Origin of the sequence: Pseudovibrio denitrificans JCM 12308 (assembly GCF_001310815.1) — a bacterium.
In the GTDB taxonomy this organism is placed as follows: domain Bacteria; phylum Pseudomonadota; class Alphaproteobacteria; order Rhizobiales; family Stappiaceae; genus Pseudovibrio; species Pseudovibrio denitrificans.
The window spans coordinates 267,235-280,301 of sequence record NZ_BAZK01000002.1; the positions used below are offsets into that span (position 1 = coordinate 267,235).

Consider the following 13,067-nt stretch of genomic DNA (forward strand, 5'->3'; position numbering starts at 1 on the left):
GGCATTCTACTCATGCTGCCTTTTAAACTCTTGATTGTATGCGTAAACGCACTTGCCCATGCTTATGTTCTGAAAGTTTGCTTGAGTGAGCCTGTACAGAAGGTGCGTTTTATCGATGACTTGGGAAATTTATGTGAATGGAGTTCTGTTGGTATGGGAAACTCAGATGAGTTGCAGTCCCCTGAAGCTGACATGTCCTGAGCCGGCAATGATGATGTGATCGTGCAGCACAATGCCGAGTGGTTCCAGAGTACTCGCAATTTTTGTTGTCATCTCAATATCTTGCCGAGATGGTGTCGGGTCTCCAGACGGATGGTTGTGGACCAGAATGATGGCGCAGGCGGAGAGTTCCAGTGCGCGTTTGGTGACTTCGCGTGGATACACCGGTGTATGGTCGACTGTTCCGGTTTGTTGGACTTCATCGGCGATGAGACGGTTCTTTTTGTCCAGAAACAGGATGCGGAACTCTTCTTTATCGTTGTGGGCCATAGCGGCTCGCACATATTCCAGCACCTTGCTCCAAGAGGAGAGGGGATCGCGTTCTACAACCTGTGCTTTTGCATAGAGGATGGCCGCAGCCTGTATTTCCTTGATGAAGCTTGCGGTGCGTGGTCCGCAACCGGGAACTTCCTCCAGCCGCTGTTTGGGGGCAGCGAGGACTTGGGCGAATGAGCCGAACTGAGCCAACAAGGACTTGGCGAGAGGTTTAGTGTCGCCCTGTTTGATGGAAGAGAACAGCAGCATTTCCAGTATCTCATAGGACTGGAGGCCATTCAGGCCGTTTTCCTCGAAACGCTCGCGCAAACGAGCACGGTGGCCATGGTAGTGTTTGGCTGCTGGTTTGATGGTTTTGCTCTGCCGGGCGGCAGGCTTGACCGGTCGTGGTGCCGGTTCATCCAGAGGGATCTGGTTTGGGAGTGTAGGCACGGAAGGTGCCTGCTCCTGAGGAGAGGGAGTTGCCTCATGAAACCCGAAACTGGTTTGCTTCATTCCCCCTCCTTGCTTGGTGCTTTATGCAGCGGCTCCGGTTTCCGGTTCCATTGGGTTGAACAGGCCTGCTGGTGACGTTGTAAAGATATCGCAGCCTGTTGAGGTGATGCCGATGGAGTGCTCAAACTGAGCAGACAAGGTTTTGTCCTTGGTCTCTGCTGTCCAGCCGTCTTTGAGGACACGTACGTCCGGGCGGCCCAGATTGACCATTGGCTCAATGGTGAAGATCATGCCCGGCATCAGCTTAATGCCAGTGCCTTTCTGGCCGTAGTGCAGGATGTTTGGCATGTCGTGGAACAGCTTGCCGACGCCGTGACCGCAGAAATCACGCACAACGGAGCAACGCTCTGATTCCACATACTCCTGAATGGCGTGGCCAATGTCGCCTGTGGTGTTGCCCGGCTTAGCAACTTCCAGTGCGCGCATCAGGGATTCGTGAGTCACTTCAATCAGGCGCTTGGCAGCTGGCTTCAGTTTGCCAACCGGATACATGCGAGAGCTGTCGCCGTGCCAGCCATCAACGATGTAAGTGACATCGATGTTGACGATGTCGCCTTCTTTCAGCTTCTTCTTTGGATCAGGGATACCGTGACAGATGACACGGTTGATGGAGGTGCAGCAGGACTTGGTGTAGCCACGATAGTTCAGGGTTGCAGGGACGCCGCCGCGCTCCTTGCCGAACTTGAAAACGAAGTCATCAATGTCCTGTGTCGTGACGCCAGGTTGCACCAGAGGCACGAGTGCATCAAGGCACTGCGCGGTCATCTGGCTTGCTTTGCGCATACCTTCAAAATCTTCCTGGCTGTAAATCTTGATCTGGCCAGTGTTTTTCAGGGGCGCTTTGGCAGCGTCTACATACTCAATCATTTTCCCGTTTTTTCCTTGTTCCGTTCGCGCAGGGACCAGCGCAGATTACATCATGAGGAACTGTAAAATGCGCTTATGCGAGCTCGCAAGCCCTGCTTCTCCGTAGAAGCTTCTCCTATTTTTTTAGGGGCAATCTATGGAGTAATCTCGTGTTTCCCCACTTATATCGGGTATTTCTAAAAGGGATAGAGAAAAAAGAAGGTCAGATCCTTAACTGCGCACGCATTTTGTGAAGGCCGCTGTTTTTCCCTGTTTAACGCAGGGAGAATGGCGGTTTTGATCGTCGTGTCACCCGGGGTAAGTCACAGGAACTTCTTGGATAACGGAAAACAGGCACTTGCACGATGCTGGTTTGCTCGTGTACTCAAGTGCCTGCAAGCGGTCGTGGTGGAATTGGTATACACAGCAGACTTAAAATCTGCCGCCCTTGGGCTTGCGGGTTCGAGTCCCGCCGTCCGCACCAAACTCTCTCCCTGAAATTTAGATACTAAACTGGTATTGGCCTTCTTGTGCCGAGACAACTGGTGGTACGCGGTTTTGCTCGAAGAGGTCGTAGCCTTGTTTCAGGTTGCGCCAGAACGGATGCCATTTGGAGCTGCTGTGTTTGCTGAGGTTTTCTTCGGTCATCTCGAAGGGGAAGATGTGAACCGGGACAGTGTCTTGTCCGCTTTGCAGTGCAGCTTCGACAAGTAGGTAGATTTCCTCGATATGCTGATTGGTCATTGCGTAGCAGCCGATGGAGAGGCAGTTGCCGTGGACCATGAGGTAAGAACCCGTTCTGCTTAATGACTGGTCGAAAGCGTTCGGGAAACCGAGGTTGAAGGAGAGGTGGTATTGGCTGTTCGGGTTTAGCTGTCTGGCTGAGACGTTGTAGAAGCCTTCCGGTGACTGGCCGTCGCCTTCTTTCAGTTTTGGCCCCAGATCGCCGGAGTATTTGCAGATCTCCCAGGACTTATAAGGCTGATAGGTTTTGCCGGATCGGATCCAGGCTTCCAATCGGCTTTCTTCCTTAAACACCCTCAAGAAGACCGGACTTCCCAGCTCCATACCTTTGAAGGTGAGATCCGCGCGCAGGGCGGGCAGGCGTTCCTCTTTTACTTTTGTCAGGTTTGCAGAGCCGGGCAGGTCGTAAGGCAGCAGCAGATAAGTGGCAAAAACTGCCAGCATCACGAAAAAGGCTGTGCCCGCGGCCCAGAGGAGCGGACGTGAAATGGTTTTTGCCATGGAAGGTCCGATTGCAAATCACTGAAAACTGTTGCCTGCAGATAAGAGAGGCAATGTGGCCAAGTGATGGTTTGCCCGATGAACCCTGTGAACAGATCGCTCTGATATTCCTGTGGCGTAAGTACGCAGCGCATTTGTTTTGCTTTTCTTTGAGAAAACAAATGCTAGTGTCCGTGCCCATTCTGATCTGATTGCTCTATTGTGCTATAGAGCATTTCTATCAAGCGTTGTGTGAAGGGTGAACGTCCTTGGATATTCGGCAGTTACAATACCTCGTTACTCTGGCTCAGGAGCGGCATTTCACCCGCGCTGCAGCGGCTTGTAACGTGACGCAGCCAACGCTGTCTGGCCGAATTCGACAGTTAGAGATTGAGCTGGGCGTGCCGATCATTGAGCGCGGTAAGAAGTTTCATGGACTGACGCCAGAAGGGGAGCGGATCCTCGTCTGGGCGAAGAAGGTGCTTGCGGATTGCAACAGCCTGCGGAATGAGGTTGCTGGCAAGAGCGCTGAGGTGTTTGGCAAGGTCAATATTGGCGTTATTCCATCCGCTGATGTGGCGACGGCGTCTCTTATTCTGGACCTGAAGAAAAGTCATCCGCATGCGCATGCTACGATCCAGCTGATGAGCCATGATGAGATCCATAAGGCTCTTGAAGATTATCAGATTGATGCGGGCATCACCTATACTCAGTTCAGTGATGCCAAGAAGCACAGCAGCTTTACGCTCTATGAAGAAGACTACCGCCTGTTCATGCCCGCTGGGCACCGCTTGCAACATGCTGAGGCTGTGGAGTGGGAAACGGCTGTGAATGCTGGTGGCATGGTCGCGCTTTCGCCTAACCTACAGAACCGTATGATGGTGGACAGCACGCTCAGGTTTCTCGGTGTCGAGCTTGATCCTGAGATCGAGGCGGAGACAATTCCGTCGCTGGGTGGTTTTATCCGTGCTGGTTATTGTGCGATCTTGCCGGAGTTTTCAGCTCTGTCGCTGGGAGCAGGGATTGTGTCTGTTCCACTTATCAAGCCGGTTGTTTTTCACAGTATCGGCATGGTGATGACAAAGCGTGAGCTTGAGCCTGCGATTATTACCTCACTGGCAGAGTGTGCAGCTCAGTATAAGAAGCCGGTTCTTCCTGTCTCTACTGAGTAGAGCTTTCATTTTCTGATGATGAGATAAAAAAAGCCCGCGAAGATCGCGGGCTTAGTTTGTTTGGGTTTGCTTTGTTATTCGGCAGGCATTGGCGCTGAGGTCCGTTTGCCAGTTTCTGCCGGTTTTGTTGTTGGAGCTTCTCCTTCACCCAGTGCGTCTTCTGCCATGTGGTACTTCGGATCGACTGGTTTCATGAGAAGGTTGGAAATAAGTGCTGCGACAAGCAAACCAGCCATCACATACATTGTTGTGTTGTAGAGGCTAGGGGTCGGATCGATTGTTCCTTCCGGGGCCACTTCCATCAATCTGGAAACAGAGATGGATTTTGCTGCGATGAGTTCAGCCAGCTTCTCTTTGCCTTCACCGAAGGTTTGGAGGAAGACAGTTGGATCAACTTTTTCTGCCAATTCATAGATCTTAGCGTTTACAGACCGTTCGCGCAGGAATGTGATGAGGAATGGACCGGCCACACCAGCTGCAGACCATGCGGTGAGCAAACGACCGTGGATACCACCGACGAACTTGGTGCCGAAGATATCTGCCAGATACGCAGGGATTGTTGCAAAGCCGCCGCCGTACATGGTGAAGATGGTCATGGTTGCTGCGTAGAACATCACCAGCCACATCACGGATGGGCTTGCGCCTGCTTCAGCTGCGATGAGCGGAATGGACAGGTATAGGAAAGAGCCCAGTACGAAGAAGACGGTGTAGGTGTTCTTGCGGCCAATATAGTCAGAGAGAGTAGACCAGCCGAGGCGGCCCATGGCGTTGAAGACAGAGATCATCAAGACGTAGGTTGCGGTGAATGCTCCATCGACGATGGTTGGCATACCGTTGCCAAAGATCTCGTAGATCATGGTTTTGGAGACAGAGATCACACCGATACCAGCTGTCACGTTGAAGCAGAGCACGATCCAGAGCTGATAGAACTGAGGAGTGCGCAGAGCTGTATCAATATGCACGTGGTTGCGGGTGATAAGGCCTTGCTTTGCTGGGTCTTCCTGCGGAGGCTCCCAACCTTCTGGTTTCCAGCCTGGTGCCGGAATACGATAGGCGAAAGATGCCAGGATCATCACGACGAAGTAGACGATACCCAGTGTGAGGAAGGTGGATGCCGCACCTGTGTTGCCTGTGCCCGCAACATAGACGCCTGCTTTTGCACCTTCGAAGGCTGCCTCTGCCTGTGATGCGCTGACGACGATTGCTTCTACTTTTGCGCCAGCGACCTGTACGTAGCGGATGCCGTTTTCTACGGTTGTCTGCACATCGGCGAGTGGGCCGAGATAATCTGGTGCTTTGGCATAGAGGCCCAGAAGCCAGCTTTTCAGCGGAACAGCGATGATCGCGCCACCGCCAAAGCCCATGATGGCCATGCCGGTTGCCAGACTACGGCGGTCAGGATACCAGCGGATCAAGGTAGAAACCGGAGAGACGTATCCGAGGCCCAGACCACAGCCACCGATAACGCCATAGCCCAGATACAGCAGCCATAACTGATGTGTCATGATGCCGATTGAGCCAATGATATAGCCACCACCCCAGCAGAAGGCAGCTGTTGTGCCTACACAGCGTGGACCGACTTTTTCCAGCCACTTGCCAGCAACTGCTGCTGACAGGCCGAGGAACAGGATCGCTACAGAGAAGATCCACACGACAGAGCTGAGGGACCAATCTTCAGCTGCTGGTGCGATGCCGCCAATTTCTCTGATGAGCGCCGGGTTGTAGATACTCCATGCATAGGCTGAGCCGATGCACAGGTGAATTGCAATGGAAGCCGGTGGAACGAGCCAACGATTGAAGCCCGGCTTGGCGACAATCGCGTCTTTCAGCATAAAGCTTGGTATTTTAAACATCAGCAAACCCCTAGAGCAATCAAAGCGGTTTGCATTCGCCTCGCTCGGCAAACCGCTTCAATCTTGTGTTGCAGCTACATCCTGTTTCCGAAAACCGAGCCCCATTTCGGGGATGTGCCTAGGAGGCAGGCGAGAGGGAGGAGGCCTGCATCCATACGTTGAGTTTGCATCTAACACATGGCGAGTTGAAATCGCCAGAGTCTATCACGTTATAGATGTAATCTATTACAGAGCTGGTTCGTGATGGTCTGAAGTGGGGAGTTGAGCAAGGACAGTGTGGTGAAAAATTTTGCACGCTCTGATTTATTTTGAAATATCAGAGAAGTAGCTTCGCTTGCTGTCTTTGTTTATGCCAGATTGGAGGATGGTTGTCATCCGTACTGTGCGTTACTGACGTCAGGTTTTACTCAGGTGCGTATTGTCGCAGTGGTTGCGAATACAAAAAAGCGCACCGCTGGGCGATGCGCTTTTTCTGATTTTGATTGCTCAGGATTACAGCAGGGCTGGAATACCTGGGAGCATGCCAACTGCGGCCATTGCCAGAGTACAGATGATAACTGCACCTGCTGGGATGACAATGCGATCTGCAAAGCTCAGACGTTCTGCGCGTTCTTTGTCACCAATCAGACCGTTGTTGTCGAGGAACATGGTGATTGCCCATGCCAGAACAGGGTTGGTGACGATTGCTGCGAAGATGCAGATACCAGCGGAGTTGGTGTCGTTGCTGGATTTCACCATCTGCAGGCCAGCTTCCAGAAGTGGAAGGAATACGCTGACGAGAAGAGCACAGGACATCACTGGCTGCCATACTGCTACGTCCATTGGGTAGCCGATGGTTGCGATAACGATGCAGAGGGTGCCGAGCAGGATTGCGCCTGCTGGGATTGGACGCTTCGCGATCGCAGCTGGGATCATGTAGGTGCCCCAGGAAGAAGTGATGTTACCACCGCCGAAGAATGTACCGGTGAACTGGCGCAGGGAGCAGCAGGTCATGGTGTCATCAACGTCCATCAGAACTTTATCGGTGTTCTTAGGGTAGTTAAGTTCCTGGAAAATGCGGTGGCCAAGGAAGTCCGGGGACCACATTGCGACTGCCAGAATTGCCCAAGGCAGGGAAGCAACGAAGTGGTTGAAGCCAGGAATACCGAGCTGCCAACCGGATTCAGTGGAACCCCACCAATACCATGGGTTCATGTTTGGCAGGCCAGGAGCTGTGGTGAACTGAAGATCAACACCAGCGCCGAGTGCGAGCGCCAGAACAACCGCTACTACAGAGCAAGCTGGAATCGCAAGCCAACGCTTACCGACTTTCGCGAGGAACGCGTAAAGGACGATGTTGACTGCAAAAATTGCCAGAGCAACGTAGGAGAGGCTGTAAGCAAGGTCATGCTTTGCTTGCAGGCCGCCGGCCCAGGTGAAGAGGGATGTGATCTGCCCCTTTGCCCCCATGAAGCCGAGGAACACGAGCAAGCCACCTGCAACGCCCTGACTGGTCAGGTTCACCAGACGGGAGCCGCCTTTGAAGTAGCTGAGGAGCAAGCCGAAGAGACAGACGAGGGCTGCCAGTGCCAGTGGGTGTGCGCCTGCAAGAGCGATGGAACCAATGAGAGGGATCATTGGGCCGTGGTTACCTGCAAGGTTTGCACGTGGGTTCAGGAAGCCAGAACCGATGATGCAGAAGATCAGGGCAGGGATGAGCATCTCAACACGAACCACCTCGATGATCCACTCTGCGCCCAGATTAACGTGAGGCCACTTTGCAGTGAGGCCGGTTGCCCATGCAGTCATAACCGCAGAGTACATCACGGAGATGCCGATGGTGCCTGCGATTGCCGGAACAAAATCTTCCATCTCAAAGCGGAAGTCGCGGCCTGGGAGGTTGAGGCCCCAACGGCGTGGTTTCATGATCTGGAGTTCGTGGTCCAGATAATCGGACCGTTGCTCAAACTCGCTGGCAGGCTTGTGTGCCTCGCTATAGGATTCTTCGTGCTTGTCTGTCTGCTGAAGCATAACAGCCATTCTCCATAAAACTGACGGGGGAAAGGAGAGGCTGGCTTCATGACGCTTGCTTGCTGAGCGAAGCTGATGAAGGCATCTCGTTTCATGGTCTTGATTTCTGGTTTGCGGGAGGAGCTGGAACCGTCAGGATTTCGGGTTTGAGCTACAGCTTTATGGGAGGTTTTAAAGTGCAGCTGCGTCAGCGGTTACAAACTCGCTTTGACTATCCTTCCGGGTTCCCGGGTCGTTGAAACGGACCCTGCAAACCACAAATTCAGACCATGAGTACCCTTCCCCTGTTCTTCAGTACCGCAAGGCCCTACCTGAAATGACGTAGGGAAGCTTACGGTGTTCAGCGAGAACTTGCAGAAGGTTGCAGCTTAAATAAAATCGTATGAGTCTATCGTGTCATTGATGAAATCTATAAGGCGAAAAACTGCGACAATATGAGCTATCTAGTTGATTTTGTTGAATTGCCTTGTTTTTAAGCGTAGTGAAATTTCAGTCTTCAATATCTCATTTAAAACAATAGTATAATGAAATTAATTCAGTTGGAGCGCATGTTAAGGCTTATGAAAAATGTGATCTGAAGGTCACATCCTGTCGCGGTAGAATGACTTATAGGTAGTATTGTCGCAGTACTGTGGGAATGTGCGGTGCACGTGTTTTTCCGAGTTTAAATCGTGCTTTGGTGACACTAAGTCGGCGTCTCACACGGCAGAATTGTAGTTCTATTATGCTGCACACCCATGCCGAGGGGATATCCTGATCAGAAAAAACTTGGCGGGGTTCTACTTTTGGCGTAGATAAACGCTCCATGCTGCCGGACTGTTCTGGTCCGATATGACCCTTCAGATTTTCACGGTCCAGTAACCTCAAACATCATCAGAGTGATTTACTGCGCCCTTCTGCTGAGAAGCTTAACCGGGATTCTGTAGGATTTGAGATTAAAGCTTGTTGGTGCAATTGCCTGAGGCTGCGCCCATCTTGAGATGAGAGATATAATGGCGACGGTGGGTCCCGTATTACGGGTGCTTGGATATTTTCTGGTTGGGCTGGCCATTTTGATGCTGGCGCCTGCATTGCTGGATATCTACTTCAGCAATCCTGACTGGATTGCGTTTGCACTTTCCTCTCTGTTTGTGGGCCTTCTGGGTCTGCTGCTTGCGGTTTCAACCGCCAACTACAAGCTTGAACATCTCACCATTCGTCAGGCGTTTTTGCTAACCACGACGTCGTGGTTCGTAATGCCGGTTTGTGGTGCGCTGCCGTTTCTCAGTCTTGGCATTGGGTTTGAGAATGCCTTCTTTGAGAGTGTTTCGGGCTTCACAACGACAGGGTCTACTGTTCTGATCGGGTTGGATGGGATGCCTCCGGGTTTGCTGTTCTGGCGATCTCTGACGCAGTGGATTGGTGGCATTGGTATCATCGTTATGGCGATCCTGCTTATGCCATTGCTGCGTATCGGTGGTATGCAGCTGTTCCGGACTGAAAGCTCTGATCGCGGTGAGAAGATCGTGGCACGTGCTACTGATCTGACGCGTCTGATTGGCGGTGTCTACATCATGCTGACGCTGACCTGTGCGATCCTTTATGTGTTCTCTGGCATGTCTTTGTTTGATGCGGTGAACCATGCGATGACGACGCTGTCTTCCGGTGGTTTCTCGACGCATGATGCCTCGTTTGCGTACTTTGAGAGCACGGCGGCAGAGTGGGTGGCTGTGGTCTTCATGTTGGCTTCCGGTCTTCCTTTTGTTGTTCTAATCAAATCTCTGACCAAGAACCCGATGGCGCTGCTTCAGGATCCGCAGGCGCGGGCGTTTATCTTTGTCATCATCATTCTTTCCAGCATGACGGCGCTGTATCTTGCATCGAGAACAAGTTCACGTTTGGCCGCGCTGTGGTGGAAGCGTTGTTTGTGGTGATCTCCATCATCACTACGACTGGCTATGGCCTTGGCGATTACACGGCCTGGGGTCCTCCGATGATGGGCTTCTTCCTGATGTTGACGTTTATTGGCGGCTGTACGGGGTCGACCAGTGGTGGCATCAAGATCTTCCGATTCATCGTGTTCTTCGGCACCGTACGGGCTTACATGAACAAGATGATCCGGCCTGATCAAGTGGTGCCTGTGCGCTATGGGGATACCAAAATTACGCCTGATCTTGCGTTCTCCGTTCTGGCGTTCCTTGTTGTTTACATGGCTACGGTTGGTCTGATTACGGTTATCCTTGGTGGTCTGGGTCTCGATCTGGTGACGGCTATGAGTGCGGCGACGACTGCGGTTTCCAACGTGGGGCCGGGGCTCGGTGATGTGGTTGGCCCGGTTGGAAACTTTGCTGACATCCCAAGCAGTGCGAAGATCGTCCTTTCTGCGGCCATGTTGCTGGGGAGATTGGAGCTGTTCACTGTGCTGGTGCTGTTTAACCCTGAATTCTGGCGATGACGCTACGTCCCTGAGAGATCTTGGTTTTTGTGTAGTGGGCATATCCGAGGGGACTGTGCCCATTCTATTGTGTGAATAGGTAGTTGCCCGATTAATTCAATTGCCAGATATCACTAAGTGGCCTAAAACCAATGCTTCATAAATGTTTGAGAGCATACCGTTCCAATCTCGTCCGTGAAGGGACAATATGTGACTAGCGGGCGGGCTAAATTGGATTTGATGTCGGCGGTATAGATGTTGGTTTCCATACGACCGGTTTTAAGTGTGCTTGGGTACCTTTATGTCGGCCTTGCTGCTGCCATGCTCATCCCAGCATTTGTGGATGTTGTGTCGCGTAATGCTGACTGGCAAGCCTTTATTATTTCAGCATTAATCACTGGTCTCGTTGGCATGTTGCTTATCGTTGCCATGGGTGGTGCTTTGCGTGATGGGCTGGATACACGCCAGACATTTATCCTGACAACATTGTGCTGGGTTTCTCTGCCTGCGTTTGGTGCATTGCCTTTCCTTTGGCTTGGTATTGCGTACGTGGATGCTGCGTTTGAGGCTGTTTCCGGGTTTACGACCACTGGCTCAACGGTGCTGACGGGGCTCGACTCACTTCCTCCGGGTTTGCTAGTGTGGCGCTCGCTGATGCAGTGGATGGGCGGTGTTGGCATCGTCGTTATGGCGATCGTTCTTTTGCCGTTTTTGCGCGTTGGTGGAATGCAGCTGTTCCAGACTGAAAGCTCTGACCAGAGTGAGAAGATTGTTAGTCGCTCCATCGAACTGATCCGCCTGATCAGTATGACTTATTTGCTGCTGACCAGCCTTTGTATCGTGCTTTACTGGTTCTCCGGTATGACCATGTTTGATGCCTTCAACCATGGCCTGACGACGATCGCGACCGGTGGTTATTCCACGCATGATAACTCCTTCGGATACTTCACCAACCCGGTGACCGGCTGGATTGCTGTGGTGTTTATGATTGTGGGCGCACTTCCGTTTGTGCTGATCATTCAGGCGCTGCGTGGTCAGCCGATGTTGCTTTGGCGTGATCCGCAGGTGCGGGCGTTTTTGTGGTTGGTGGGACTTATCTCTCTTGCTCTGACGATTTATCTGGGCACCTCCGGCAATGCAGATAGTTTTGGCAGTGCGATCCTGCAGTCTGCGTTTAACGTGATTTCTGTGGTGACCGGCACGGGCTATGCCATGGGGGATTACACCTCCTGGGGCGCGCCGGTGATTGGTCTTGCGTTCCTGCTCAAGTTTGTGGGCGGGTGTACCGGGTCTACGACGGGCGGTATCAAGGTCTTCCGCTTCCTCGTTTTCTTTGGAACCGTGATTGCGCATATGCGCCGGATGGTGCGTCCGAACCGTGTGATTTCCGTGAGCTACGGCAATACCCATCTGACTCCTGAACTGACGTTCTCCGTTCTTGCGTTCCTCGTGGTTTACATCGGTACTGTTGGTATTCTGACGCTGATCCTGTCTCTGTTCCATCTGGATCTGGTGACTGCCGTTTCTGCTGCAGCAACCTCCGTTGGTAACGTTGGTCCAGGTCTTGGCACGATGATTGGTCCTGCTGGGAACTTTGCGCCGCTGCCTGATCCTGTGAAATGGATTTTGTGCGCAGCGATGTTGCTGGGGCGTCTGGAACTGTTTACGGTTCTCATTCTTCTGGATCCTGATTTCTGGTCCAAATAATCTTCAGTCTTCACTTTGGAGCGTACTTTTGCCCGAAAACCAAAGCCGTTTTGGGGGAGAGTGCGCTGAGTAAATTGGAAGGTCGCGATGCGATTTGATGTGCCGCTGGTTACAGGCCGGCTGATTAAGCGTTACAAACGGTTTCTAGCTGATGTGACACTGGATGAGGGCGGAGCGGAAATCACTGCGCACTGCGCCAATTCCGGTTCCATGATGGGGTTGAAAGAGCCGGGCATCAAAGTCTGGCTGACGCCGAATGATGATCCAAAGCGCAAGCTGAAGTATTCCTGGGAGATGCTTGAGATTGATGGTGCGATGGTGGGGATCAACACCAGCCGCCCCAACGGTCTTGTAGAAGAAGCCATTGAGGCTGGGCGCATTCCTGAGCTGACTGGTTACGACAAGCTGCGCCGTGAAGTGAAGTACGGCAAGAACTCCCGTATCGATATCCTGCTGGAAGGCGAGGGTGACAAGCGCACCTATGTTGAAGTGAAGAACGTGACGCTGGCTCGTGAAGATGGTGTTGCGGAGTTTCCTGATGCAGTAACTGCTCGCGGTGCCAAGCATCTGGATGAGCTTGCTGATATGGTTCGCGAAGGTCACCGTGCCGCTATGGTGTTTCTGATCCAGCGTGATGACTGCGATGCGCTTGTTTTGGCCCGTGACATCGATAGGAAGTACGGTGAGGCCTTTGATGCAGCTGCGAAGGCAGGCGTTGAGGTCTATGCGATTGGTTGCCGTCTGACCGCTGATGAGATCATCGCAGATCGGGCTATTGAGGTGCGGTGCTAAGGCGGATGTAAGGCTAGCCTGTCGCCCTCTTAATGGAGTGTGGAATCCTGCACTGAAATC

The 13,067-nt window shown here is 52.4% G+C and carries 10 protein-coding genes and 1 tRNA gene; 6 read left to right on the top strand and 5 right to left on the bottom strand.

Annotated features, from left to right (window positions below):
• Window positions 1-162 precede the first annotated feature (162 nt).
• A complete protein-coding gene (gene radC / locus JCM12308_RS02870) occupies window positions 163-990 on the bottom strand; it encodes a RadC family protein (RefSeq protein WP_054782789.1) in 828 nt (275 codons plus the stop codon).
• Window positions 991-1,011: 21 nt separating this feature from the next.
• Window positions 1,012-1,857, bottom strand: a complete 846-nt coding sequence (map, locus tag JCM12308_RS02875; RefSeq protein WP_014286398.1) for a type I methionyl aminopeptidase — start codon at window positions 1,855-1,857, stop codon at window positions 1,012-1,014.
• Between the two features lie 378 nt (window positions 1,858-2,235).
• On the opposite strand from map, the gene JCM12308_RS02880 reads away from it, so the two are divergent.
• Window positions 2,236-2,320 (top strand) — tRNA-Leu (locus JCM12308_RS02880).
• 17 nt (window positions 2,321-2,337) lie between these two features.
• Here the strand turns inward: JCM12308_RS02880 and JCM12308_RS02885 are convergent.
• Window positions 2,338-3,081, bottom strand: coding sequence for a L,D-transpeptidase family protein (locus tag JCM12308_RS02885; protein ID WP_083416699.1), 744 nt, complete (start codon window positions 3,079-3,081; stop codon window positions 2,338-2,340).
• Between the two features lie 248 nt (window positions 3,082-3,329).
• Here JCM12308_RS02885 and JCM12308_RS02890 point away from each other — a divergent pair, with 248 nt between their 5' ends.
• Entirely contained in the window at window positions 3,330-4,232 is a 903-nt protein-coding gene (locus JCM12308_RS02890) for a LysR family transcriptional regulator (protein ID WP_054782790.1), read from the top strand.
• 74 nt (window positions 4,233-4,306) lie between these two features.
• Here the strand turns inward: JCM12308_RS02890 and JCM12308_RS02895 are convergent, their stop codons facing one another.
• A complete protein-coding gene (locus JCM12308_RS02895) occupies window positions 4,307-6,085 on the bottom strand; it encodes an OFA family MFS transporter (protein ID WP_054782791.1) in 1,779 nt (592 codons plus the stop codon).
• A 492-nt stretch (window positions 6,086-6,577) separates the two neighbouring features.
• Complete coding sequence (locus tag JCM12308_RS02900; protein ID WP_208978207.1) at window positions 6,578-8,095, bottom strand: DUF3360 family protein; 1,518 nt, start codon at window positions 8,093-8,095, stop codon at window positions 6,578-6,580.
• A 992-nt stretch (window positions 8,096-9,087) separates the two neighbouring features.
• Between JCM12308_RS02900 and JCM12308_RS32090 the strand changes: the two genes are divergently transcribed.
• The 4 genes from JCM12308_RS32090 to sfsA all read left to right on the top strand — a co-directional run bounded on the left by JCM12308_RS32090 (window position 9,088) and on the right by sfsA (window position 13,007).
• Window positions 9,088-10,008, top strand: a complete 921-nt coding sequence (locus JCM12308_RS32090; protein ID WP_208978208.1) for a TrkH family potassium uptake protein — start codon at window positions 9,088-9,090, stop codon at window positions 10,006-10,008.
• Window positions 9,984-10,529, top strand: coding sequence for a potassium transporter TrkG (locus JCM12308_RS32095; protein ID WP_208978209.1), 546 nt, complete (start codon window positions 9,984-9,986; stop codon window positions 10,527-10,529). The genes JCM12308_RS32090 and JCM12308_RS32095 overlap by 25 nt, the downstream gene beginning before the upstream one ends.
• A 234-nt stretch (window positions 10,530-10,763) precedes the next feature.
• On the top strand, window positions 10,764-12,215 hold the full coding sequence (locus JCM12308_RS02910) for a TrkH family potassium uptake protein (RefSeq protein WP_008547878.1): 1,452 nt from the start codon (window positions 10,764-10,766) through the stop codon (window positions 12,213-12,215).
• Between the two features lie 87 nt (window positions 12,216-12,302).
• Window positions 12,303-13,007: a DNA/RNA nuclease SfsA gene (gene sfsA, locus JCM12308_RS02915; RefSeq protein ID WP_054782793.1), complete on the top strand. Its 705-nt coding sequence runs from the start codon at window positions 12,303-12,305 to the stop codon at window positions 13,005-13,007.
• Window positions 13,008-13,067: the final 60 nt, after the last annotated feature.